Consider the following 26485-nt stretch of genomic DNA (forward strand, 5'->3'; position numbering starts at 1 on the left):
CCATATTTTATTAAAATCACTCAAAAAAAATAATACTTTTACAAAAACAAAAGTTGCACTAGCAATTTGAGACCACCAGAAGGCAGAAAAGAAGTTCTTGGAATGTGGCTTGGAAAGAATGAGAGCTCCAGCTTCTGGATGAGCGTTTTAACAGACTTAAAAGCGCGCGGCGTGGAAGATATTTTGATTACCGCTACTGATAACCTGAACGGATTTACCCAGACCATTCGCTCGGTTTTCCCGGAATCTCAAACCCAAATCTGTGTCGTTCACCAGATTAGAAATGCTTGCAAATACGTGGTTTGGAAGGACAGGAAGGCGTTTTCTGCAGACATGAAGCACATATACACGGCTCCCACCAAAGAGGCTGCAAAAGCTGCCTTGGAAGATTTCGCCGAGAAATGGGAAAGTAAATATATGTACGCAATACAGTCCTCGAGAAACAATTGGGACGAGCTGACCGTGTTTTTTGACTTTCCGGTAGAAATCCGTAAGATCATCTATACCAACAACTTAATTGAAAATCTAAACGGAAAAATCAGAAAATATACCAAAAACAAAATGTCTTTCCCAACCGATGATGCAGTAATGAAGTCCGTTTATCTGGCTTTAAAGGAAGCCACCAAAAAATGGTCAATGCCCATTCAAAACTGGGGATTGGTTTTAAACCAACTTATGCTTATTTTTGAAGAAAGGCTCAGATTATAAAATCCAAGACCTAACTTTTTAACTTACACACTTAACGGGATAGTGTCTAATAATAATAAACCAGCTTCTTTATTTCTAAAACAAGATGGCAACAATATCCAAATAAAAACCACCAACGAAGCCATTCCTGAGAAAAAATAAAAAAAAACAGACCGCCGAGGCGGTCTGCTTCATAACAAACATACTTAAAAATCACTATTGTTTTATAAACTTAATCGTCTCCTTTTTAGTTTCGGTTGTTACATAAAGGATGTATGTACCTTGTGTTAGGTTATGGACATCCAGTTGGTTATTAGTAGTTACCCGTGCTTTATTCATTAGTTTTTTGCCATCGATACCAAAAACATCGACACTTATTATTTTCTCATCTGTTTTTAGATTTAAGATATCTCTAACAGGATTAGGATATAGTTGTATTGCTTTAGTCTTATTGCTTGCGCCAACTGCTAAAGTCGCATTATAAGCTTTCACAGCTAACGCAGTACTAGACTCACATTGTCCTACAGTTTGTGTTGCATAATAAGTGGTATTATTCACAATAACTGTTGTGTTTGCTAATGCGTTAACGTGTGTTTGTGCATCCGCTTGCGTCGCATACCATTTGATGTTTTGTCCATTAACCACAAGTGTTGCTAACGTATCATTTAGATTAAAGCTTTGTTCTGCATCGCCTGTTGGTGCATCAGTCGATGTTACATTTACTACAACTGACTGCATAGGACTAGCGCAAGCGATCACTTGATAATGAATACGACCATTGAATATCCTAGGGTTATACACTATATTGGTACCAGCAGTAAACGGATACTCTAATCCAATACCAGCATTAATTGTCATATTAGCATCTGCAAAAACATCATTACCTGTACCGTTTGAATAGTTTAACGAAACGTTAATATTACTTGATGTAATATAAAATGCATACGTCTTACCAGCTGGTATTGTAATAGATCCTGGCTTTAAATTAACTGGATTACCTGTGTAGACTACCGGGACACTTCCTAACTTGGTCCAAGCTGAAGGAGTAGCCGTATATCCATTATAAGTACCTTCTTTATAATAAACTTCTATTGTAGTATTTGCTTGTGGAGAAACATCAAAAGAATCAATTAAAAGGTCTTTTTGTGCCGTCACATTAATCATATTACCTCTATGGTTATTACCAGCAACAAATGTTGTTTCTAAAGATTGTGCTGTGTCTAGCTTTAGACCTTTCACATAATAGTTAGCATTATTTGTCAAGACTGGTGTTACAAAGGTTGATCCTATATAAAAAGGATTAACATCAGTAACTTGGTTATACCAATTATATGCATCGGCACCCGTGGCTGTTAAGTTCGCAACATTATTTTCGCAGGTTTCATTACCTGTCACACTAACACTTATTGGTTGGGATTCTGTAATTGTTACTGATCTTGTAATTTGACAAGCATTAGCATCCGTTATCGTACAAGTATATGTCCCCACAGCTAAGCCTGTTGCGGTCGCTGCTGTACCACCACTTGGTGCCCAAGAGTAGGTATAACTAGGTGTACCTCCTGTTACGGCTACACTAGCTGTGCCATTAGCACCACCATTACAACTAACATTAGTTTGAGACGTAGTGGCTGTTAATGCTGTTGGTTGAGTAATCGTTACTGATCTTGTAATTTGACAAGCATTAGCATCCGTTATTGTACAAGTATATGTCCCTGCGGATAAGCCTGTTGCTGTTGCAGCTGTAACGCCATTCGACCAAAAATAATTATATGGTCTTGTTCCACCCGATGGTGTTACTGTTGCAGTACCATGAGCACCGCCATTACAACTTACATTAGTTTGAGACGTAGTGGCTGTTAATGCTGTTGGTTGCAATATCGTTACAGATCTTGTAATACTGCATCCTTTTTCATCTGTTATTGTACATGTATAAACACCTACTGGTAATCCTGTTGCTGTTGCTGCCGTACCACCACTTGGTGCCCAAGAATAAGTATAAGCTGCTGTTCCACCCGATGGTATTACTGTTGCTGTACCATTAGCACCTCCATTACAGCTAACATCTGTTTTTGCTATAGTAGCTGCTAAAGCTGTTGGTTGGGTGATAGTATATGATCCGCTTCCCGTGCCTCCATGAGCGTCTGTCACTGTAACAGTATATGTACCAGCTGACAATCCTGTTGCTGTAGCAGATGTACCTCCACTTGGTGACCAAGCATAACTATAAGGAGCACTACCTCCAGTAACACTTACTGTTAACGAGCCATTATTTCCACCATTACAACTTACATTGGTTTGGTTAGATAATGTAACCTTTGGATTGACTGTATCAGAATCTTTTACCCACGTAAAGGCATCCAAACTCGCATAAGTAAAATTTCCACCAAGAGTAAGTACCAGCTCATCGATGACGATGTTAGAGTAATTCTGCCCATTAAGGTTAGTCAAATCTATTAACGTAAAACCATTATAATTCTGCATTGAAGTTGTAAAACCATTGGTCTTTGTTTGAGTAAACTTAGTAACACCACTCAATTTACCAGTTACTGTTAAACTTCCACTTACAGTCAAGTCAAGCGTAGGGCTCGAAAGGTACATCCAAAACCTATTCACTTTGAAGAGATTGGAGGTGGTCTTAATGCTAAAAGATTGAGCGCTACCGGAACTATTATCATTATCGATATATTTATTATCATTAGCTGTACCACTCCAACCAGTACCTGGAAAACTTCCTTGTACTTTAAAAGTACCAACATTTGATTTAATGTTAAATACAACCCCGTTATCCGTAAAAGAGGTACTACCATGGGATTCTGTCTCAAAAGTCTCTGTACTTGTTTGGCTATAGCCCAATAGATTTATCATCATCAAGATGAGGCTTAAAATGTAGTTGTTTTTCATGATGCTTTTTTTAGTTATTATTGTTTGTATTTATTATAGATTTTTTAAGCTTGGTTTTTAATGCTTTTATTATGATTGTTAATACTTTCTAACACTATTTTCATCAAATCAACAATTATTTATTAAAAAAAGAAAAAAATAGGGGTGGACAAAGGGGTGGACAAATTATTTTACAAAAAAGCACACGTGATTATCAGTTACTTATAAAAAATCCATCATATTACTTTGGCTTGTTTTTTTATTTAGAACATCTCTTTTTTGCATAAAAAACATCTTTTATAACTAATTGTAGACTCAAAAACACCCAAAAATAATCTAGAACACTCCTATTTAATTTAAAACATAAAGACGTTTTAGGATTTTATTACAATCAAAACAAATCCATTTTATCACGGAACTAAATTGGTTCTTCTTCACCAAAAAACATTAGGGGTTTTTACCTCATTTTTATTTATAGTAATTATACCTAATGTTCAACACGGATAAGACCTCAACCAATAATACTTATTAAAAAAGCAAAATCATACTTAATTTTATACACTACAATTTGTATTTAAGAGAAAAATATTATTTAACTTTATTGATAGAAAAAAAACAAATCATGGAAACAAAAAACAAAAGCCTCAGTGTAGAAGAGGCACTATACCAGCTATCCCGTGGTATTGATCAACTTAATGAAAGACTACTAAAATTCATTAAAAAAGATATATCAGCAATAAGCTTACTAGACAATGCAGATCTCAAACAGATGTTACATTGTATCGACAGCACACCTTATCGCCAACGTAAGCGCAACATAATCCCTAAGATCCGTATCGGTCGCAAGATATACTGCCCACGCTCTTTTATTGAACAACTAATAAAAGCCTCACAACTCTAACAACACTTCCCAACACCACTAGATGTTGGGAAGTTGTTTTTTACCGCAATATCCATGCTTTGGCACTTCGGCACTTCAACTCCGCTCAGCAACCAAGCTTAAACAAAAACTCACAACCATTTGAGTTTCCTTCGAGTCTTGTTCGAGTCTTGTTCCTAAAAATGGCATTTTATTGAGTAATTATCGAACAAGTACCGAAGAAGCACCGAACAAAGCTTATAATAATATGGTCGATATTGGTCATAAGCCAATATAAAAAATCCAAAATTTTAAAAACGAAAAAGCAATGTTTTTTTGATATAAATTTGCTCTACTAACATATAAAAACTACAAATTATCGCACAAATTCACAAAGGAATACTTGGCGGATTCTCAGGTAAAGTTGGCATCATAGTGGGCGCTATTTGGAGAGGCAAAGACATTATCCGAAGCCTTCCAAAACCATCACAAAAAGCACCAATAGAGAAGCAAGTCCAACAACAGCTAAAGTTTGCTTTAACAATTGCTTTTCTTACACCCCTCAATGCTATACAATCGCGCTTTTATGTCAATGGAAGAGGTGCGAAGTCGAGAATTAACTTAGCGTTATCCTATATTTTGTACGAAGCTGTACAGATCGTAGCAGGTCTACCAGAGTTAATGTACAACAAAGTTCTTATAACCAAAGGGGACTTAACAGGCTTTCAGAATGCCAATATCACAGCTGCAGCCAACGAAGTACTCAATCTTACCTGGACCAACAACGCCGACCAAGGTAATGCATCAATAGACGAGCAAATCAATATCGTATCCTACAGCAGTATCGATAAGGCTTTTGCAATTTTTGAAAACATTGCAACACGCGACGCCGAAAGTATAAGTATTAACCTACCAAGTATCTACAGCGGGCAAAGTATGCAGGTCTGGGCCTACATCAACAGCTCACAAAGGGAGCAAGCTTGCAACAGTCTTTATCTTGGCGAGGTACAACTCCAGTAATTTTACTACTTAATATTAAGGCGTTTCTTAATTTTTCCTATAATATTGTTGACTTCGCCCTAGCTATAGCTAGGGCGAAGTGTTTTTTATCTTTGAAACTTTATACTAAAATTGGGAATTAAAAATAGCATTTAGACTAGTGGCGTTTCAAAATTAAAATAACTAAGCACCTCAGCTACCTATAATCAAGTTAATAAGTCAACTCAAAAATCAATAGGTACCCAATTAGTTTTACAATCCTGCCAAAAATGCCATTGTATCGACATTATCAGCATAGGTATCCAATGCTGGTTGTTGCGCTTCCCCTAGTTTTACGGTTTCTGTACCCAAGTCTAGATTGGTAACCACCGCCTGTATATCGCCTTCGTTATCGTTAATGTAAGCCTTAACCTCATCTAGGCTTTTGTAACGACTAAAATTAATAACCGCCAAAGGACTAAACAACTTATCATCCTCTTTTAGCATCACAAAATTATTGTCCCAAAACTTATCTTGATTTAGTAGAAAAACGGCGCGATTGTAATCATAGTTGTTGGCATATTTATTATGATTAATAATTGATTGATATCCAATAAAATTTTCAAAAAAGCGATCGAGTTTATAATCTTCAGGGATCAGCAATCGTGTTACATTACGACAACCAAGACCATAATAGATAAAAATATCATCTGCCAGTTTTCTAAGATCCTCGTCACTATCCTTCTCCGATACAACTGCTACCGAAGTTCGGTTCTTTCTGATAATGCTTTTATGATCTTTAAAATAATATTCAAGATAACGCGCCGTATTGTTGCTACCGGTCGCAATAACAGCATCAAAATTCTCTAATCTTTCTACCAACTCATAGCTGACACCAGCTTCGGTGTTGTCATTCCAAAGTTTTAACAAAAATGGAATTAACCATCGGTCTTTAGATGATAGTTTTATAATCGGAATGTTGCCAGACAATATCACCGACATCACGTCATGCCAGCCAACCATAGGGATATTACCCGCCAAGATAAGGCCTACTCTTTTGTTTTTTGATTCAAAATGATACTTCGACAACCATATCTCTAGAGCTGAGGTATTAAGCAAAGATGCCCAACTTTCTAAAGCAAAACGCAAATTAGACTCATCAAACCAAGGGTTTTCGACCTCCGAGCGCTTAAGGATGGCTTGCAATTCTTGTTGTTTAGTATTATAAGTATCAGGTGATTGAGTTAAATAGTTGTTTAAAAAACTACCGACATTTGTCAGTCCAGAAATTTTATCTTGATTAATCATTACTTATCTTATTTTTCGTAATTTTGCACAAAATTAAAAATAATATAGCAATGGCTATCAAAATAACTGATGAATGTATTAATTGCGGGGCATGCGAACCAGAATGCCCAAATAACGCAATTTATGAAGGTGCAGTGGACTGGAAGGCTTCCGAAGGAACAGCTCTAGAAGGACGCGTAACGTTGACATCGGGCTTAACCATAGATGCTAATGATCCTCAAGAGCCAGTTAGTGACGATGTTTATTTCATCGTTTCAGACAAATGTACAGAGTGTAAAGGCTTCCACGAAGAGCCACAATGTGCTGCAGTTTGTCCTGTAGACTGTTGTGTACCAGATGATGACCATGTAGAGTCGGAAGAATCTTTATTAGCAAAAAAAGCTTTCCTACATAACGAGTAATCGTTAACTTTAGACACCGAAATCTAATAAAATAAAATGAAAAAACACAATTTCAGTGCTGGACCAAGTATCCTTCCACAAGAAGTCTTCCAAAAAGCTTCTGAGGCGATCTTGGATTTTAACGGTATGGGGCTTTCTTTGCTAGAAATCTCACACAGAAGTAAAGAATTTGTTGCCGTAATGGACGAAGCAAGAGCCATCGTAAAAAGATTAATGAATCTTGGCGATGACTACGAAGTGCTTTATCTACAAGGTGGCGCAAGTCTTCAGTTCTTAATGACACCTATGAATCTTCTTACCGAAAATGGCAAAGCAGCTTACACCGATACTGGGACGTGGGCAGCTGGTGCTATTAAAGAAGCTAAAAAAGTAGGTAACATCGATGTAGTAGGTTCTTCTAAAGAGGATAACTACAGCTACATCCCAAAAGATTACAAAGTTGGAGCAGACTATGACTACTTCCATTGTACATCTAACAACACGATCTACGGAACGCAAATAAAGAGCTTCCCAGAAGTGGACACTCTTATGGTTTGCGATATGTCATCTGACATCTTCAGCCGCCAATTAGACTTTTCAAAATTTGATTTGATCTACGCTGGTGCTCAAAAAAATATGGGTCCTGCAGGTGCGGTTTTAGTGGTTGTTAAAAAAGATATTCTTGGTAAAACAGGTCGTAACCTGCCATCTTACTTAGATTTAGGTTTACACATTGCTAAAGAGTCAATGTTAAATACACCGCCAGTATTCCCAGTTTATGTGTCTTATTTAACACTTAAACATCTTGAAGAGAATGGTGGTATCGCAGCTGCTGAAGCTAAAAACGAAGCTAAAGCAAAACTTCTTTATGATGAGATTGACAACAATCCATTATTCGAAGGTTATGCAGCTAAAGAAGATCGTTCTTTAATGAATGTGTCTTTCAAATTGACAGACGAGAGTAAGAAAGAAGCGTTTGACACTGCATGGAAAGCGGCTGGCATTAGCGGACTTAACGGACACAGAAACCTAGGCGGTTATAGAGCAAGTATCTATAACGCAATGCCAATCGAAAGTGTACAGGTTTTAGTTGATGTTATGAAAAACCTTGCTTAAATTTTTAAAGATATTACAAAAAAACGCCTTCTATTTTCAATAATAGAAGGCGTTTTCATATATTAATATGAATTCACAAAAAAATATTGGCTAGTTTTTTAAACTTTCGTATTTTTGTGCAATTTTAAAAACTAAACAGAACGTATCAGGCAACTGATCATCAACACCAAACATTAAACAATGAAAGTTCTAGCAAATGATGGGATTTCTCAATCCGCAGTAGACAGACTAACCGACGCAGGTATCGAAGTGCTTACCAATCGTGTCGCTCCTGAGCAACTTATGCAATTCATCAACGATAACCAAGTTGATGTATTACTTGTAAGAAGTGCAACGCAAGCACGTGCAGAACTTATTGATGCTGCACCTAGCCTAAAGATTATTGGTAGAGGTGGTATCGGGATGGACAATATTGATGTAGAATACGCAATTGAAAAAGGTCTTTATGTCATTAACACGCCAACTGCTTCTTGCAAATCTGTAGCAGAATTAGTTTTTGCCCATTTCTTTTCATTAGCGAGAAACCTTCACGAGTCTAACCGACTAATGCCTCTAGAAGGTGATACTAAATTTGACAGTCTTAAAAAATCATTTGCAAAAGCTTATGAACTTTCAGGAAAAACTTTAGGTATCATTGGTCTTGGTAAAATAGGTATAGAAGTGGCTAAACTAGGGATTTCATTAGGAATGAACATTGTTGCTTATAACAGAACACCAAAAACTGAAGTCGTAGAACTTAACTTTTTTGATGGTCAAAGCTTAAAGTTTGAAATAAAATCTGTAACTTTAGATGAGGTCCTACAAAAAGCAGACTTTATCACGGTGAACACAAGCAAACTGAAATCTTATATTATTGATGCGCCTCAATTCGAAATGATGAAAGATGGCGTCTTTATAGCTAATGCAGCGCGTGGTGGTGTTATTAACGAAGTGGCTCTAGTAGACTATATTGAAAACGGAAAAGTAGCTGGTGCTGCTTTGGACGTGTTCGAAAGCGAACCAAAACCAGAATTACCGCTACTCATGAATCCAGCTTTATCATTATCACCGCATATTGGTGGTAATACCATAGATGCGCAAGAGCGTATCGGCTTAGAGCTTGCAGACCAAATCATCAACATCAAAAAGGAATTAGAATAATGCCAACTTTCAAAGCTTTTAGAGGTGTAAGACCTCGTCCAGAGATTTTGGACACCTTCCCTACACCTTCTCTCGACAACTATTCCCAAGACGAAATTAACAACAAAGCCAACGTTGAGGATTCTTATGTCCAAATGATTAAGCCTGCTGTTGTCAGCAAGTCTAAAGATGTTGACCGCAACTTGAGAAAAGTTCGTACCAACTTTGAAGAGCTTCTGGCTGCAAAAAAATTACTGCAAGACGATTCTTCTTACTACTTGTACGAGCAGATTATGCCAAATAAGCATAGCTTCCGAGGTCTTCTTGGTTTAGTAAGTGTCGATGACTTCTTTAATGGTAAGATTAAAAAACATGAGTCTACAATTACAGAACGTAAAATGAAAATGGCACATTATCTTGAGAAAGTACACATCCAAGCGGAGCCTGTACTTTTAACTTATAACGCCAACGCAAAAGTGGAACTTCTAATGTCCCACGAGCAAAAAAATGTACCAATTCTTAACTACCTTGATGATCGTGGCGTAAGACACAAAATGTGGAAAATTGACAATCGCCTAAAGCTTCAACAATTTAAAGAAGTATTAGATCCTATCGATTCTTTCTACATTGCAGATGGTCACCACCGTATCGGAAGTGTTGGCGAGCATGCAAAACGTCTTCGCGAAAAAAATAAAAAATATTCTGGTAGTGAACATTTCAACTTTGTGTACAGTTTTATTGTATCCAACCAGTCGATTAAAATCCACGATTACAATAGACTTTTAAAAGATCTAAATGGCGTAAGTAAAGAAGCTTTATTAGACGCATTGTCACAGGATTTCCAAATCCATGATAAAGGCGAAGAGATTTACTACCCTTCTCAAAAATTCCATATCAGCATGTATTTGGATGGTAAATTCTACAGCCTTCATGTTAAACACGATATACGTCTTTCCGAAAAAGAAGTGAACGATATGGATCATTATCTACTCGAAAAGTATGTTTTTGAAAAGATTTTAAATCTTGATACCGAAGAAAAACGTGCTGAAAAAATAGATTACATCAAAGGTAACTCAACCAAAGAAAGCATCGAAAGAATTAAGGAAAAAGTAGATTCTGGAAAGTACGAAGCTGGTTTTGGAGTCTATCCCATAAGCTTTCAAGATTTGATAAAGATATCGGATAAAAAGATTAAGATGCCGCCAAAGTGCACCTACATCGAACCAAAACTTATCACCGCATTAATGATGTACGATATGAAATAATTCTTCATTAAACATATTACAAAGGATAATAACGCAAGTTGTTATCCTTTTTTTGTTAGTAAATCGTACTTGATAACATCTTAGAAATTAAAACATTAAAATATTATTAAGATGTATTGTCAGGTAAAATTAAATTGTATATTTACCACCCGTTTTTTAGAGACGAGATAGAATAGCTATTATGACAACATAAAAGAATGATATTTAAAACAAATATTAAATTTTTTATCATAAAAATTTAATATTTATGCAGAAATAGAAAATTCATGAACTTTAAATATTATTCACACAATCAATATAGATATTTAACACGTTTTAAAATTAACTGAAATATTTTTGCAATAAGTAAATAAATTGGGCGTACAAGAACACAAGGATCAATATAAAATTAAGTATTTAGGAAATTAACATCTTCCTCCGTGAAAGAATAAAACAATGAGAAAAGAACTACTCCTTATAATGACTTTTGTGTCTAGTGTCTTATTTAGTCAGTATAGAGATTACGACAATAGGTTCAACCAAGAAAATCCAGTACAGCGAGAAAATAATTTTAGAAAAGCTGAGGTAGCTGAAGAGATTGAGACACGCGATCAAGAATTAGCAAAATCTGGACCTGGTGGACCTGGTGAACCGCCATCTCCCATTAATAACGCCTTACCTTTATTAGGAGTAGTTGCCATTTCTCTTATTATAGCGCAGCAAAAATTAAAAAAGAAAACAAATAATTTATAATAAAAAGACACTATCCCGTTAAGTGTGTAAGTTAAAAAGTTAGGGCTTGGATTTTATAATCTGAGCTTTTCTTCAAAAATAAGCATAAATTGGTTTAAAACCAATCCCCAGTTTTGAATGGGCATTGACCATTTTTTGGCGGCTTCCTTTAAAGCCAGATAAACGGACTTCATTACTGCATCATCTGTTGGGAAAGACATTTTGTTTTTGGTGTATTTTCTGATTTTTCCGTTTAGATTTTCAATTAAGTTGGTGGTATAGATGATCTTACGGATTTCTACCGGAAAATCAAAAAACATGGTCAGCTCGTCCCAATTGTTTCTCCAGGACTGTATTGCGTACAGATATTTGCTTTCCCATTTCTCGGCGAAATCTTCCTTCTCGGTCACGCGGAACTTTGATCTCGGACTCGCCGAAAGAGGATTTTATCTTCTTGGTTCCGTGCCCGTTGAGATAATTCCCTTCTTTGGTTTTTTCGTGTTTTTCGTTGTCAATATTAGCGTCCAGTTCGGCTTCGAGCATGTGCTCTACCGCCCGTTTGTGCATTTGTTTGAGGAACGAGGTTAAATCTTCTCCATTCTTAAAGGATTTGTAGAAATCCTTGCTGTTTAATAATTCTTCTTTGTCGATCATAACTGTACAATGTTTAAAAATAGTAAAAAGCTATTTGGCTTCGCCGAACCACTTCGTTAGGTTTCCGAAAATTTTTTTTGAGCTTTGAGAGATCAAAATTTTTCAGAATAACTTTTCAACTTACACAGTTAGTGAGATACTACCTTTTGAAAGGCATAACAAGTTCGCTAGATACGATATCTTTAATTTCCGAATTATCAAATCCTGTCATGCTAATACTTTCCAAATCTGCATCTTTCGGAAGCTCGAGATGGACGCCCCAATATTTTCTTGATAGTACTAACTCTTGTAGACTTTCAAGATTTCTAATATTCTTCCTTGACGGTGCATTTTGTTTCAGGATTGCCCAGTTTTCATTTATTTTAGTAGATGTTGGTGTAACCTATCTTCGTCACCATTGACTCCGAGGAATAAAATGACTTTATTATGACTTAAAATATCCACAAAACAAGAAGTTTCGCTTTCTCTATTGTATCAATATTTTCTTGCGATCTTTTTAATTTTCGCATAATCTAGTGCTTGGTCAAGTTCATAAAAAGCATTGTCATTGTAAGAAAAGTAATTCATGCTTGCATGATTCGGGTAGAGTCCAAAAATAGCATCTGGGTTTATTTGGTTTTGTGCTTTACTATTGAGGATATCTCCATAAAAGTTTTTGTCCCAGAGTAAACTTGACGATACTTCTTCGGTGTTATAAAAATGAAATTTCAGCAATTCGATATTGTTTTCTGTGGTATCAAATTTTTCTGAAGTTGCCGCTTTTTTGTTTGTACCATTATACAAGCCAATTGTATAGATTCTAGCGCTCCAATTATATTTTTTGAAATCTCTGTTTTCATTTTTTAAATAAAGTAATGTCGCAACAATTGCTAAAAGTATAAGTCCTAAAACTAAATTTATGATATTCTGTCGATCGTACAAGCCGCTGTTTGATTTTAATGATTCCATCCTTTTCCGTAATAATAAAGTAAATTAAAAAGAACTATCCATACCAAAGTTATGGCTCCACAAGCGATACTTGTTAGCTTAAATATTTTCTTTTCATTGGTATTGTTTTTACTGATTAAAAATATGCAGGATGCTAATAATGTAATCGTTGCAGGTGTTGTGAAACTATTTATGAAAACACCCAAATTGAGATAATCCACTAACAACTGTAAGGAGACTGCAATTGCAATAAGAATTTAGAATGTTAGGACAACTTTCATAAATTTTATTTAAAATAAAAGAACACGCTAATATAAGTTTTCAAAACTACAACTTCTTCCAAATCATCACATAGTCGTTCTTGGCGAGGATTTGATACTTTTGGCTTTTATTTCCGTAACGGAAAGTTCTTTGGACTTCTTTTGGAATTTTTGGATCTGTAAAACTAATTTCCATAAGCTTGTTAGTTTTATTATAATGATAAGTCCCGAAATAATGTCCTTGCGCGGGCGTTCCGCACCAACCCGAAGCCGAACCATCTATTTGATATTCGATATCAAGTTTGGATTTTGGCAGAAAGCTAAATCGAACACTACGATTTTCAAAGATGGGCTCATAGTAAGGCACATAATCCCAAGGAACGCCGTAGATTAAGCTTTGTAGGTCTTTCGAGTATTTGGAAATGTCTTGATCCTGCCCAATACGTCGAGTAAGAAGTTGGTGGTCATTGAAATTATTAACGGTCCAAAAATCGGAGTTGTATTCTAAATCTTTTGTTGTCAAATCATTTTGATTAATGCCAATTTCTTTGATGATGTTGTCGAACTTCTTTTGTCGATCAGCAAGATCATAATTTGGATTGCTTTTGCCGACTTCCGAAGTTACTTCTTTGATAATTTTTAGTTTTAAAACTTTGTCATTGTAGTCCGTTATATCGAAAATTTGTTCGAGGCTAGCTTGTGCTTTTGTGGCTTTAGCAGAGAGTTTTAGTTGATTATTTTCGAGCTTCCAAGTTCCAGAAATTGCTTTGTCAAAGGCAGAATCTGTTTTGATATCAAAAAGCTGTGTCGTGAATTGATTGTTGGCTTTCAAATCCAGTTTGGTGTACAAATCAGATCTTTGGTTGTAGAATATTTCTATAGAATCGCTTTTCATGATGGCAGCATGATTATTTTTCCAGTCCTTTCCGGCGTGAAAGCTATTGTTGGTTTGCAAAAGTCCAGAAAGTATCCAAGCGCCAGTTATGTTTTGAGCTTTTGGTGTTGGTTTGGTTTCTGGTTTTTTGTTGTATGACCAAACTATATTTAGTATCACAATCGGAATTAAAATTCGGAGAGGTGTAATGACTTTCATCTTTTTATTTTTTCATCGAGATTAAATATAAGACTTTTGGCTTTTTATCGGTATTAAATTAATTCTTGGCTTTATGTAACAAATTCGGTTTCTGAAGCGTCTTATTTATTTACGATTTAAGAATTTTGATTTACGATCTGATATTTATTGGTTGCTGAGCGAAGTCAAAGCGCTTTTGTTTAGAATAGTGATTTCGGCTACATTCAAGTACCATTGCATAGTCGCGTGAGCGATGGCAGCGGATATCCTTTTGGGGTGGCGCGAGGCGGCGGAGCGCAGCGGAGCCGTCCAAGCGACACACTAAAAGATAGTAGCGGACGTAGCGACCCTCGTTGAGTTGTGGATTTTGGCTCGGCGAAACGAGGGACACGCCAAAAAAAATGAGTAACTTTACATAACTTAAATATTATTATGAAGAAAATAATTACTACAGTTTCAATTTTATTAATGATGACAGCAGTGAATGCACAAAAATACGAACTTCAACACCTTACCGATCCTAGTGGATATCAATATGACAGCGTAAAAAATGACGCTAATGGTGTTAGAATATATACTCTTAAAAATGGCTTAAAAGTCTATCTTGCCAAAAACGAAGATGCGCCACGTATCCAAACTTACATCCCTGTAAGAACGGGCTCTAACCAAGATCCTGCGGACAATACTGGTCTTGCGCATTATTTGGAGCACATGGTTTTCAAAGGAACGTCAAAGTTGGGGACGCAAGATTGGGTAAAAGAAAAAGCTTTGCTAAAACAGATTTCAGACCTTTATGAGCAGCATAAATCTGAGAAAGATCCAGAGAAAAAGAAAGCGCTTTACAAAAAAATCGATGAGGTTTCGCAAGAGGCTTCAAAATATGCCATCGCTAACGAGTATGACAAAGCGATTTCGTCTTTGGGAGCGACAGGAACTAATGCGCACACTTGGCTAGACGAAACGGTTTACAAAAATAATATTCCATCTAACGAATTAGAAAAATGGCTAAAAGTTGAGAAAGAGCGTTTCTCAGAATTGGTGTTGAGATTATTCCATACCGAATTGGAAGCCGTTTACGAAGAGTACAACCGTGCGCAAGATAACGATGGACGTTTGGTTAACTACGAGTTGATGGACGCATTGTTTCCAAAACATCCTAACGGACAACAAACAACAATTGGTACTTCAGAACACTTGAAAAATCCTTCTATGGAGGCGATTCACAAGTATTTTGATACTTATTACGTGCCTAATAATATGGCGGTTGTTTTAGTAGGCGATATCGATTTTGATAAAACGATTAAGTTAGTCGATCAATATTTTGGAACTTTTAAATATAAAGAACTTCCGAAAAAGCAATTGCCAGTAGAAGCGCCAATGACTTCAGTGGTTTCTAGAACAGTGAAAAGTCCATCTACACCACGATTGACAATGGCTTGGAGAACGGATTCTTACGGAACTAAAGAAGCACGCCTTGCTGATATGGTTGCTAATATTTTGAGTAACAATGGTGAGGCTGGACTTATCGACCTTAACATCAACCAACAACAAAAAGCTTTGGGAGCTTATGCTTATGCGTCGCCTTTTAAATATTATGGAAATATGACGATGGCGATTGTTCCGAAAGAAGGTCAATCTATGGAAGATGCTAAAAAATTATTGTTAAATCAAATTGATTTGATTAAAAAAGGAGACTTCCCAGATTGGATGTTGCCAGCGATTATCAATGATATGAAGGTTCAACGTCTTAAAGGTTGGGAGACTGCGGATGGGCTTGCAACAACACTTTACAATGCTTACATTAAAAATGTAAATTGGGAGGATGAACTAAATGATATCAACGAATACGAAAAAATTACTAAAGCCGATGTTGTTAAATTTGCTAACGACTTCTTCAAAGATAACTACGCGGTTGTGTACAAAGAAAAAGGTGTTAATGACAAATTGGTTCGTGTTGAAAATCCAGGTATTACACCGATTAAACTAAATAGAGAAGCACAATCGCCTTTCCTTAAAGATATTCTTAACGCAAAAGTTGGCGATATCAAACCTCAGTTTATCGATTATCAAACGGCGATAAAAACAGATAAAATAAAAGATAAAAAAATCAGCTTTGTTGATAACAAATACAACGAAGTTGCACAAGTTAGTTATGTCTATCCAATGGGATCCGACAATGACAAAGAAATGTCTTTAGCAGTTTCAGTTTTACAATATTTAGGAACGTCCAAATATACACCTGAGCAGTTAAAAGGAGAGTTCTATAAACTAGGAATTGCTAACAGTTTTAGAACTGGGAATGACCAAATCATCATTACGTTGACAGGTCTAGAAAGCAACATGAAAAAAGGTGTAGAACTTCTTAACCATTGGATTGCTGATGTTAAACCAGATCAAGCCATCTATGACAAAACGGTTAAAACAATTCTTGAAGGTCGCGAAGTCGCAAAAAAAGACAAAACAAGAATTATGGCTGCTTTGAGCAACTATGCGAAGTATGGAAAAGAAAGCCGTTTTAGCGATGTTATTTCTAAAGAAAATTTAGAAAGTATTAAGGTTGCTGATTTGATGTCAAAAATTAAAAACCTTAACAAATATCCTTACGAAGTTTTCTTGTACGGAAAAGACGAAAAATCTTTGAAAAACGATGTTAAACCTTACATCCAAACAGCAAGTTTAACAGCGCCAAAAGCTAAAGAATATCCAGAACCAGCAACGTCTGGACATGTATATTTCACGAACTATGACATGGTACAAACCGAAATGTCAAGAGTAGCGAAAGCCAGCAATGTTAATACAAAAGACTTCGGGAAGATCAATGTGTTTAACGAATATTTTGGGCGTGGTTTGTCATCAATTGTTTTCCAAGAGATCAGAGAAAGTAAGTCTTTGGCGTATTCTGCTTACGTTTCGTATGCGCCAAGTAATTTATTAAATCACCCGAATTATGTGACGACTTACATCGGTACGCAAGCTAACAAATTGCCACAAGCCGTTAGCGCGATGAATGATTTGATGGCAGAACTTCCGCAGATTCCGGCGCAGTTTGAAAATGCAAAAGGTTCGGCGCTTAAGCAGATTGCGTCTAACAGAATCAACAGAACTAACATTTATTTCAACCAATTGGCGCTGGCGAAGTTGGGCATTAACTACGACATCAGAAAAGACACGTATGCAGAAATTCAGTCGTTGACTCTACCAGAGTTGACCAATTTCTACAACGGACAAATCAAACCATTGAAATACAACACGGCAATCATCGGGAAAAAGGAAAACCTAAATATGGACGCTATCAACAAGATGGGCGACTTCAAAGAGGTAACTTTGGAAGAGATTTTCGGTTACTAATTTTTGGTTATTAAATTATTTGCAGCGACTTCTATTCAGTTAGGAGTCGCTTTTTTTTGGCGTGCCCATTTGCGCTCACTTGGTTCGACGCTGCGCGTCGCCCGCGTTCGCGCTTCAGGTCGGTCTCCGCACAGTCGCTGTGATGCTCGGACGGCTCCGCTACGCTCCGCCGCCTCACATCACGAGCTCCAACAATGCGCTTCGCCCTCACGCAAAGTTGGAATAATTAGAAAAGATTAAATGAATTTAAAGTTCATTAGATTATTTTCACATATTATAAGAAATTAGTATTAAATTCGTTTTCACTAAAAAGTGAAATTGTGTGCGAGTGGAAAAAACGGATTTTCTTAAACTGTTTTTAATAACGCTTTTGTTGATTTTACAAAAAGTAGAAGCGCAACAAAACCTATTATTTTCAAATGATATCTATAGTGGGATTAGTGCAAGCTCGCTCTCGCCAACACAAACTTACATCAACCCAAATCCTTGGGATATCCAAATATTTTCTGAAGATATTAATGTTTACAATGATTACGCTTATATTTCAAAGGGGAATTTATTGGGATTAATAAAAGAGGAGATTGTCGCTGCTGATCCTAAAAAAGGAATAACAGGCGCTAACCAGGCCCACGTTTTCGATTATTACAATAAGGACTTAGCGAATCTTTTCTTCAATTCCGATGTATTGGGACCGTCATTTTTTTTTAAATCAAAAATAGGAGAAACCGATTTTAATATTGGACTTTTTACAAGATTGAGAACCCAAACCTCAGTTGTTGATTTTGACAATTATTTTAGATTTCAGAATCAAAATTTATCACGACCAATAGAGTATGCTGTCAGTCCATTCAAAACTAGTTTTATGAATTGGGGCGAATTGGGATTAAATTTTGCAACAGAAATTTTTCGTCAGTCAGATTACAAATGGGTTTTGGGTATTAATCTAAAATACGAAATGGGTTTTGATGCTTATAATCTTCAGAATAATAAGGATTTACATATAAGTACAGAAGTTAATGCGCAAAATCATGACCAGACAACTGCTACCAGTTACGACATTGCTGCAAGCTACGTGACCAACTATAATTTCGAAACCGAAAAATATGATTTTAAACAGCAGGGAAGTGGTTTGGGTTTAGATTTAGGCCTGAGTTTTATTAATAAATTTCCTGATTCCGAGACTTACGATCTTAAAGTAGATTTTAATATTTTGGATGTTGGTTATGTTAAATTTAATGGTGAAAATCATGTATTTATCGGCGATACAAAAGTTTTGCTGGATAATAATTCCACTTTTGATAACACCAAGTTCCAGTCGATTAAGCAGTATTTAGGATTGTTGAGTACTGAAGTTTATGGTGATCCTAATAAATCTCACATTTCTGACGGTTTCAAAATTGGGTTACCAACAAGCATTCATTTAGCTTTGAGTAAAAATATTAGACCGAATCACTATTTGAGTTTTAATTGGATACAACGCACACCGATTTTTGAAAATAGTCTTAAAAGAATTAATACATTTTCTGCAACTTATTCAGTTCAAAAACCTGCAATTGCCTATGGTTTTTCAACCGCTTTGTATGATTATAAAAATTTGCAATTTGGCGCCTATCTACGTCTTGGTCCACTTATATTGGGAAGCGAAAATATTTTTCCGCTCTTGTTTAATCATAAAAAATTACACGCTGCCAACTTTTTTATAGGATTAAAATTGTATCCATTTTGGGACAACGACTTCAAAAGACATCGTCGTGCGAAATGTAATTGTGATTAAGTAAAACTAAAATCGCCATCGCCATCCGCAAATTCGTAATGGAAGTTGGCGCCAAGCTCTTGTTTTAGCGTTTTGGTGATAAGGTAATTTCTTTTAAAATATCGTTTGTACAAAGCTTTTACCGATTGTCCTTTTGCTAATTCTTCGTTAATTTGGTCGTCATAAATTGTCATCATTTTCACTTTGTAATTTTTAATAATTGCAGGAAGTGAAATTGCAACTTTCGAAATATCATCTGCAAAATAATAAAGAACTTTAAGATGCGAATTTCGGATTGAGCATAAAAAACAAGTTGTCAAAATTTCATTTTCGTAAAGCTTTACCCAAAACATTTGATAGGAAGTCGAATAAGATGAAAACAAATAATTCGCTTGCTCTTTTTGGGTGGAAAGCCAAGGATATTTCAAAATCCATTCGAATTCTTTTGAGCTTCTGTGTAACGGATTTTTAGTTTGTTTATCAATAAAGTTTTTTAATTCGTCATCCCAATGGTAAGCGATAGAATAACTTAATTTTGATGATTTAGAAAGATACGGAATGACTGGATTTATTAACTTGTCAAATCTTAAAATCCATTTTTTATTTCGATTAAAAACCTCTTTTTTGCCTGGAAGAATTTCCGCAAGATTGGATTTAAAATAATATCGAACCGCTTGTTTAGGTTCAAGATCGTCAAAAAGCCCAATTTTTTTGTAAAGTCCATGCGCACTATCCGTGAATTCGGTGATCATCATCCTTCCATTGTAAGCAGCTTCGGCTGCATACAGAAGTTTTTGCGCAATCTGTTTGCCACGATGTTTTTCGCTGACATACAAAGTCGAAAACCATCCGAAATGAAAAACTTCACCGTTTGGTTTTGCGATGTCGTCTGGCAAAATCCCAAGATAACCTGTAAGTTCTTCGCCTTCGTAGGCTAAAAATAATAAAATATCGTCATCCGTTGCGCGAGGATTTGCGATGTGTGAAACTTCGCGAAGTTCAGAAATTGGCGCAAACTCAAACTTTTTAAAGGCTTCCGAAGTTGTAAATCCTTTAAGTTGCTTTTTTTTAAGTCCGACAATTTCTATCACAGTTTTCAATTTTAAACAAATATAACAAACTTGATTTTTAAAACGAAACTAATCATCGCAAAAGGCTAATGATTTCTAATTTAATTCGGTGTTTTCCAATTAATTTTAGCAAGTTGTAATAGATGATTTCGTTTTTGATGACTTGCTTTGCAGAATAATTTTCGACTTCAAGCGGAATCCGTTGCAAGTTTTTGAAACGTGAATCGAGCTTAAGACCAGCTGCACCAAAAGTATATTGAAGTCGTGGATTAGCTTTTGATAGTTTTTCGAAGAAATCATTTTTTACTCCAAAGTCCGTGAATGGAAAAGCAAACGAATCATTATTTAATCCTAGATTTTCTAGAAAATCCAAAGATTTTTGCGTGTTGTCGAGTTGCGCATCGAGAGTTAATTCGTGATACAAAGGATGATCCCAGCCGTGCGACGAGATCCCAAAGCCATCTTGTTTTAATTTTAATAATTCATGCGTCGTGAGATAGACTTTATTTTGCGCTAGATAAGTTTTAAAATCGATGTTCAAAAAAGTTGCAAGCTCATCCAGAAGATTTTGATTTTCAAATTTAATGGAAAGAAGATTTTTTTTGATATCCGAAACAACTGGATTTAGTTGTAAACTTTTAAAACTTGAAATCTGTTGTAGAAGATCTTTATTTTCTTCAATTTTTGAAATCAAAAGACTTGCTTTGCAACGCCACATGAGGTCTTTATTATCAATAAATTTGGGATTGATAAAGTTGATCGCGTAGATTCCTTTTTGTTTTAAAATAGGTGCGATGACATCATGGAAATCAGAATAGCCATCATCAAAAGTCAATAATAGGTTTGGTTTTCCTATTTTATTTTTGCTTGTTTTTCTTTCTAAAAAAGTCTCCCAATCGATAAAGTCAAAAGCTTTAGAAAGCTCGTCCACATCTTTAATAAAAGTTTTCGAACTTCGATAGGGGAAAAGGTGTTGGACATGTTTTAGCTTTTCGTCACTTACGCTGTGATAGACGATAACTAGATCTCGGTAAGGAGGATACTTTGCAAGTGTCTCCAAAGAAAAAGAACTCAAAAAAATTGAAGCCGATTTATAAAAGATAGATTTTGCGCTCACTATAAAAAAAACATTGTCAAAGCTTTCGCCTTGACAATGTTAAGAAAATATTATCTAATACTTGTAATCGTATTTTAAAAACTATTTAATAATTTTCATTTCGTTAAGAAGCCATTTAGCATCTGCAAATTTATCAACGATAAATAAGATGTATTTGGTGTCCACCATAATGTTTCGACTGAATTTCGGATCGTAGTTGATGTCACTCATCGTACCTTCCCATTGTCTGTCAAAGTTAAGACCAACCAAGTTACCATAAGCGTCCAAAGCTGGAGAACCCGAGTTACCACCTGTTGTATGATTGGTTGCAGTGAAGTTAACCGGAACTTCGCCAGTTTTGTCCTTGTAGATACCGTAATCTTTAGCATTGTAAAGACTGATTAGTTTTTTAGGAACATCAAATTCGTAATCTCCAGGAACATATTTTTCCATAACGCCAGCTAGATTGGTTTTGTAACCGTAGTTAACCGCATCGCGAGGATTAGACCCTTTTATTTTTCCGTAAGTTACACGTAGTGTTGAGTTAGCATCTGGGAAGAATTTTCTGTCTTTATCCGTTGCCATTTGTTGTGCCATAAAGGTCTTTTGCAAGGTATCGATCTCAGCTTGTAGACTTGTAACTTTGCTGTGTGTTGTGCTAACATAAGCGCCTTTAATATTATTCCAAAGTTGGATTAAAGGATCGTTTTTCAAAGCTTTAACAAGGCTCGCTTGGTCAGCAAATACTTTGTTGATGTCACTATAAGTTGTTGCGCCGTTTACATGGGCTTGGCCTGTGATAATCGAGTTTTTAGCATAGTTTTCCAGTACGGCAACATTCGCTTTTGCATCTTTAAACTTTTCTAAACCACTTGGTAAAAACTGAGGTGCAGATTTAGTAGCATACAAAGCCAAAACTTGAGCCGTTACTTTGGCGTCCAAATCGCTTTCATAATCTTTGTAGATATCTGACAATCTGGTTTTGAAACCGTCCAAAGACTTCGCATTGAAAGTCCCGTTGTCAACAGCTTCAACATAGCTAGAGAACAAACTTGCCAAGGCTAGCGTCTCAGCATTTCGTGGTAATTCAGAATAATAAGCTCTGTTAAGGGCGTAAGGTGCTTGCTCGTTGTAAACTTTGTTTAATCCGTCAATTGTTGCTTTTATTTGAGGGTTTTTCGAAATCAAAGACTGTTCGTATTGTTGTTTTTTACCAACAGCATTAGATTTTTTAAGACCTTCAACCTCGCCAATCCATTTCTTCCAAGAGTTAGCGATACGAGCGTATTTAGAAGCGTATTTAATTCTTGTTGCATTGTCCGTTCTCATTTTTTCGTCAAGAACTTTCAAGGTTACATCACGTACCGAAATCATTGCTGGATCGGTTTCGTTCATGATTTTTTCCACTGCGATAGCTGGAAGATATTCCGTAGTTCTTCCTGGGAAACCAAATACAAACGTGAAATCATTTTCTTGTTTGTCTTTGATAGAAATAGGCAAGAAGTGTTTTGGTTTGTAAGGGACGTTATCTTTCGAATATTCCGCGGGTTTGTTATTTTTGTCAGCATAGATTCTGAACATCGAGAAATCTCCTGTGTGACGTGGCCAAACCCAGTTGTCAGTATCGCTACCAAATTTACCAATGCTTTGCGGTGGTGCGCCAACTAGGCGAATGTCTTTGTAGGTCTCGATAACGTAAGCATAATATTTGTTACCGTAATACATCGATTTTACAGTAACTTTTTGATAATTTTCAACTTTTTGAGAAGCGATGTAGGCCTCTGTATTTTGTTTTACTTTCGCATCAAGAGCAGCGCCTGTTAGTCCGTCTGTCCCAGCCAAAATCTGTGGCGTCACTTCTTTGATGTCCGCGATAAAGTCTACAGTTACGCCAGGATTTGGAAGTTCACCCTCCATATTTTTAGCCCAAAAACCGTTGGTTAAGAGATCGTTTTCTACCGTCGAATGTGACTGAATATTATCATAACCACAGTGGTGATTGGTCAATAATAAACCTTGCCCTGAGATAACTTCGGCAGTACATCCACCATCGAATTGTACCACAGCATCTTTGATGCTCGCTTTGCTAGGGTCAAAAATATCTTTCGCAGAGATTTTCATACCCAAATCTTTCATTTCCTTTTCATTAAGTTCTGTAGGCATCCACATACCGCCGTATTGTTGAGCAAAAGCCATTGCGGCAGGTAGTAAGATTGCTGATAATAGAAGTTTACTTTTCATTTCTTAGCATTAAAATTGAGCCAATTTACGCATTTTTATCGGAACGGGATTTTATATACTTTGAAAACTAAATTGTTTTTTAGGAGCTAATCCCGCTATCAGCTTTATCTTTCGTCTTGTCGCTCGGACGGCTCTGCTACGCTCCGTCGCCTCACGCCAATCCCAAAGGATGCCGCTTCTATCGGGGCTAGGGGAGCTGGTATTCGATTTTATAGTTCGTTTGAAAATTTTAGAAATTACATTGTCATTAACAATCTTAATCAATTAGCATTTATAATAACAACCCTATTTTTTTTAAAAATCAATTATTCGTATTTTCGAAGGAAATAAATAGTTTTATGAAGAATAGATTATCCTTATTGTTTTTGGCGGTTGCTACCTTAGGTTTTGCACAAGAAAATGTCAGCTACCAAAAACCTTCCGCAGAGATTTTGAAGTTAGCAGATTATGATCGTCCACCATCCATTATGATGGATAGCAAGCGCGAAACTCTGATTTTGACCTACCGTTCTACTTACAAAACCTTGGAAGACCTTATTCAGGATGAGATGAAGTTAGGAGGACTTAGGATAAATCCTGTGACTAATATTTCGAGTACGATGACGTATTCTAACAACTTGAAAATTAAAAAAGTTAATGCTAAATCTGAAACCCAAGTTACAGGACTTCCTCAGAATGCACGTTTGGCTTATTTCCAATTTTCGCCAGACGAAAAATTTTTGGCATTCACCAACACAACGGCAAAAGGAGTAGAACTTTGGATCGTTGATCTAGCTTCAGCAAGCGCAAAAAAGCTAACTTCTGATAATCTGAATGCTAATATGGGGTCGCCATATTCTTGGTTTAGAGATTCTAAAGCCTTATTGGTGAATCAATTGTTAGCAAATCGTCCAGCGCTTTTGGATGATAAAAATAATCTTCCGACAGGTCCAACGGTATCGACAAGTGACGGAAAAGTATCTCAAAACAGAACTTATCAAGACCTTCTTAAAAATCCACAAGACGAAAAGAATTTTGAAACTTTAGTAACTTCAGAATTATATAAAGTTAATGTTGATGGGACTTCTAGCTTGTTCAAAAAAGCAGATATGTACGCTGGGCAAAGCTTTTCTCCTAGCGGGAAATACGTCAATATTACAACATTACAAAAGCCTTTTTCGTACATCGTTCCTTTGTCAAGATTCCCGATGACAAGCGTTGTGTACGACGAATCTGGCAACGAAATTAAGAAAGTAAATGAAATTCCTCTTACGGAGATTATGCCAAAAGGTTTTTCAGCAACGCGTGAAGGAAAACGTAATATGACTTGGCGCTCTGATAAGCCAGCGGTTTTATATTTTGTTCAAGCTTTGGATGGTGGCGATCCAGCAAAAAATGTGGATTTTAGAGATGAGGTTTTCACGTGGGAAGCGCCTTTTAATACAGCACCAAAATCTTTAGTGAAAGTAAAAGACCGTTTCGCAGGTATCCAATGGGGAGACGATCAACATGCGATTGTTAGTGATTCTTGGTATGATACGCGAAATGTCACAACTCAATTTTTGAATCCTTCAACTGGCGATACGAAATTGATTTCTAAACGTAATTTCCAAGATATTTACAGCGATCCAGGAGAGTTTCAAACCAAAAGAAATGAGTTCGGTCGTGATGTTATCGATGTCGAGGCTAACAAGTCTTATCTTTTAGGAGATGGTTTTACAAAAGAAGGGCAATTCCCGTTCATCGATTCTTTTGATTGGAATTCTTTGAAAACGACAAGGTTGTACACGTCTAATGTTAAAGACAAGAAAGAAGATTTAATCGATATTCTTAATATTAAAAAGAACGAAATTCTTGTCCGTGAACAGTCAAAAAATGAGTATCCGAATTATTATATCAAAAATTTTAAATCAGGAAAACTAACGCCAGTTACGCAATTTTCGAATCCTTTTGCAAGTATTAAAGATGTCACTAAAGAAGTGATTCATTACAAAAGAAATGACGGTGTTGACTTAACTGGGACGCTTTATTTACCAGCTGGCTACAACAAAAAAGACAAATTGCCATTGTTGATTTGGGCGTATCCAGAAGAGTTTAAAGATAAAGCAACCGCGGGACAAAACTCGAAAAATCCGAACGAATTTACATTCCCAAGCTATGGATCATTTATCTATTGGGCGGCTAAAGGTTATGCAGTTTTGGATGATGCTTCGTTCCCGATTATTGGTGAAGGCAAAACTGAACCTAACGATACTTTTATCACGCAATTGGTTGCTGATGGAAAAGCAGCAATTGATGCAGTGGACAAATTAGGTTACATCGATCGAAAAAAAGTGGCAGTTGGCGGACATTCCTATGGTGCTTTTATGACAGCAAATCTATTGACGCACTCGGACTTATTCGCTTGTGGTATTGCGAGAAGCGGCGCTTATAACAGAACATTAACACCTTTCGGTTTTCAAAGTGAACAGCGTAACTATTGGGATGTTCCGAATGTCTACAATGAGATGTCACCCTTCATGAATGCTAACAAAATGAAAACACCAATGCTATTGGTTCATGGTGAGGCAGATAACAATCCTGGGACTTTCACACTACAAACAGAGCGTTATTTCCAAGCATTGAAAAACCTAGGTGCGCCAGTTAGAATGGTGTTGTTGCCTAAAGAATCGCACGGCTATGTTGCGAAAGAAAATATTCTTCACCTACTTTGGGAGCAAGATCAGTTTTTAGAAAAATGTTTAAAAACTAAATAAACATCGATTTTAATAATAAAAAAAAA

Annotated in this window: 18 protein-coding genes and 2 pseudogenes; 11 read left to right on the forward strand and 9 right to left on the reverse strand. The window is 36.2% G+C overall.

The window, feature by feature from the left end:
* Nucleotides 1-78 precede the first annotated feature (78 nt).
* Nucleotides 79-708 (forward strand): annotated as a pseudogene (locus AC23MB_RS05205) (IS256 family transposase); the annotation flags it as partial.
* A gap of 195 nt (nt 709-903) precedes the next feature.
* On the opposite strand, the gene AC23MB_RS05210 reads toward AC23MB_RS05205, so the two are convergent.
* Entirely contained in the window at nt 904-3588 is a 2685-nt protein-coding gene (locus tag AC23MB_RS05210) for a T9SS type A sorting domain-containing protein (RefSeq protein ID WP_313032186.1), read from the reverse strand.
* A 601-nt stretch (nt 3589-4189) separates the two neighbouring features.
* On the opposite strand from AC23MB_RS05210, the gene AC23MB_RS05215 reads away from it, so the two are divergent.
* Nucleotides 4190-4468, forward strand: coding sequence for a hypothetical protein (locus tag AC23MB_RS05215; RefSeq protein ID WP_374328982.1), 279 nt, complete (start codon nt 4190-4192; stop codon nt 4466-4468).
* Between the two features lie 357 nt (nt 4469-4825).
* Nucleotides 4826-5446, forward strand: coding sequence for a DUF6266 family protein (locus AC23MB_RS05220; RefSeq protein ID WP_374328986.1), 621 nt, complete (start codon nt 4826-4828; stop codon nt 5444-5446).
* A 231-nt stretch (nt 5447-5677) separates the two neighbouring features.
* On the opposite strand, the gene AC23MB_RS05225 is transcribed toward AC23MB_RS05220, so the two are convergent.
* Nucleotides 5678-6712, reverse strand: a complete 1035-nt coding sequence (locus AC23MB_RS05225; protein WP_374328983.1) for an acyl-CoA reductase — start codon at nt 6710-6712, stop codon at nt 5678-5680.
* Between the two features lie 50 nt (nt 6713-6762).
* On the opposite strand from AC23MB_RS05225, the gene AC23MB_RS05230 reads away from it, so the two are divergent.
* The 5 genes from AC23MB_RS05230 to AC23MB_RS05250 all read left to right on the forward strand — a co-directional run bounded on the left by AC23MB_RS05230 (nt 6763) and on the right by AC23MB_RS05250 (nt 11324).
* On the forward strand, nt 6763-7113 hold the full coding sequence (locus AC23MB_RS05230; RefSeq protein WP_312324298.1) for a 4Fe-4S dicluster domain-containing protein: 351 nt from the start codon (nt 6763-6765) through the stop codon (nt 7111-7113).
* A gap of 36 nt (nt 7114-7149) precedes the next feature.
* Nucleotides 7150-8208, forward strand: coding sequence for a 3-phosphoserine/phosphohydroxythreonine transaminase (gene serC, locus AC23MB_RS05235; protein WP_374328984.1), 1059 nt, complete (start codon nt 7150-7152; stop codon nt 8206-8208).
* A gap of 180 nt (nt 8209-8388) precedes the next feature.
* On the forward strand, nt 8389-9348 hold the full coding sequence (locus AC23MB_RS05240) for a D-2-hydroxyacid dehydrogenase (RefSeq protein WP_313216376.1): 960 nt from the start codon (nt 8389-8391) through the stop codon (nt 9346-9348).
* Complete coding sequence (locus tag AC23MB_RS05245; protein ID WP_374328985.1) at nt 9348-10592, forward strand: DUF1015 domain-containing protein; 1245 nt, start codon at nt 9348-9350, stop codon at nt 10590-10592. Before AC23MB_RS05240 ends, AC23MB_RS05245 begins: the two co-directional genes overlap by 1 nt.
* 435 nt (nt 10593-11027) lie before the next feature.
* Complete coding sequence (locus AC23MB_RS05250) at nt 11028-11324, forward strand: hypothetical protein (protein WP_312324279.1); 297 nt, start codon at nt 11028-11030, stop codon at nt 11322-11324.
* Nucleotides 11325-11377: 53 nt separating this feature from the next.
* Here the strand turns inward: AC23MB_RS05250 and AC23MB_RS05255 are convergent.
* The 4 genes and pseudogenes from AC23MB_RS05255 to AC23MB_RS05270 all read right to left on the reverse strand — a co-directional run.
* Nucleotides 11378-11701, reverse strand: a pseudogene (locus AC23MB_RS05255) (transposase); the annotation flags it as partial.
* Nucleotides 11613-11957 (reverse strand): transposase, encoded by a 345-nt coding sequence (locus tag AC23MB_RS05260; RefSeq protein ID WP_487786696.1) that lies wholly within the window; start codon nt 11955-11957, stop codon nt 11613-11615. The gene AC23MB_RS05260 and the pseudogene AC23MB_RS05255, both read right to left, overlap by 89 nt.
* Before the next feature lie 474 nt (nt 11958-12431).
* On the reverse strand, nt 12432-12905 hold the full coding sequence (locus AC23MB_RS05265) for a hypothetical protein (protein ID WP_312324359.1): 474 nt from the start codon (nt 12903-12905) through the stop codon (nt 12432-12434).
* Between the two features lie 306 nt (nt 12906-13211).
* Nucleotides 13212-14237: a hypothetical protein gene (locus tag AC23MB_RS05270; RefSeq protein WP_487786697.1), complete on the reverse strand. Its 1026-nt coding sequence runs from the start codon at nt 14235-14237 to the stop codon at nt 13212-13214.
* Nucleotides 14238-14648: 411 nt separating this feature from the next.
* Between AC23MB_RS05270 and AC23MB_RS05275 the strand changes: the two genes are divergently transcribed.
* Both AC23MB_RS05275 and AC23MB_RS05280 read left to right on the forward strand, forming a co-directional pair.
* Nucleotides 14649-17564, forward strand: coding sequence for a M16 family metallopeptidase (locus AC23MB_RS05275; protein WP_487786698.1), 2916 nt, complete (start codon nt 14649-14651; stop codon nt 17562-17564).
* 328 nt (nt 17565-17892) lie between these two features.
* A complete protein-coding gene (locus AC23MB_RS05280; RefSeq protein ID WP_487786699.1) occupies nt 17893-19338 on the forward strand; it encodes a hypothetical protein in 1446 nt (481 codons plus the stop codon).
* Here AC23MB_RS05280 and AC23MB_RS05285 read toward each other — a convergent pair.
* From AC23MB_RS05285 to AC23MB_RS05295, 3 genes are all read right to left on the reverse strand, one after another.
* Nucleotides 19335-20408 (reverse strand): GNAT family N-acetyltransferase, encoded by a 1074-nt coding sequence (locus tag AC23MB_RS05285; protein WP_487786700.1) that lies wholly within the window; start codon nt 20406-20408, stop codon nt 19335-19337. The genes AC23MB_RS05280 and AC23MB_RS05285 overlap by 4 nt on opposite strands.
* A gap of 52 nt (nt 20409-20460) precedes the next feature.
* Entirely contained in the window at nt 20461-21462 is a 1002-nt protein-coding gene (locus AC23MB_RS05290; protein ID WP_487786701.1) for a polysaccharide deacetylase family protein, read from the reverse strand.
* A 123-nt stretch (nt 21463-21585) separates the two neighbouring features.
* Nucleotides 21586-23724, reverse strand: a complete 2139-nt coding sequence (locus AC23MB_RS05295) for a S46 family peptidase (RefSeq protein ID WP_487786702.1) — start codon at nt 23722-23724, stop codon at nt 21586-21588.
* A gap of 338 nt (nt 23725-24062) precedes the next feature.
* Between AC23MB_RS05295 and AC23MB_RS05300 the strand changes: the two genes are divergently transcribed.
* Entirely contained in the window at nt 24063-26459 is a 2397-nt protein-coding gene (locus tag AC23MB_RS05300; protein WP_313030597.1) for an alpha/beta hydrolase family protein, read from the forward strand.
* The last annotated feature ends 26 nt before the right edge of the window (nt 26460-26485 follow it).

It is taken from the genome of Soonwooa sp. T0.1_25, from assembly GCF_057652215.1.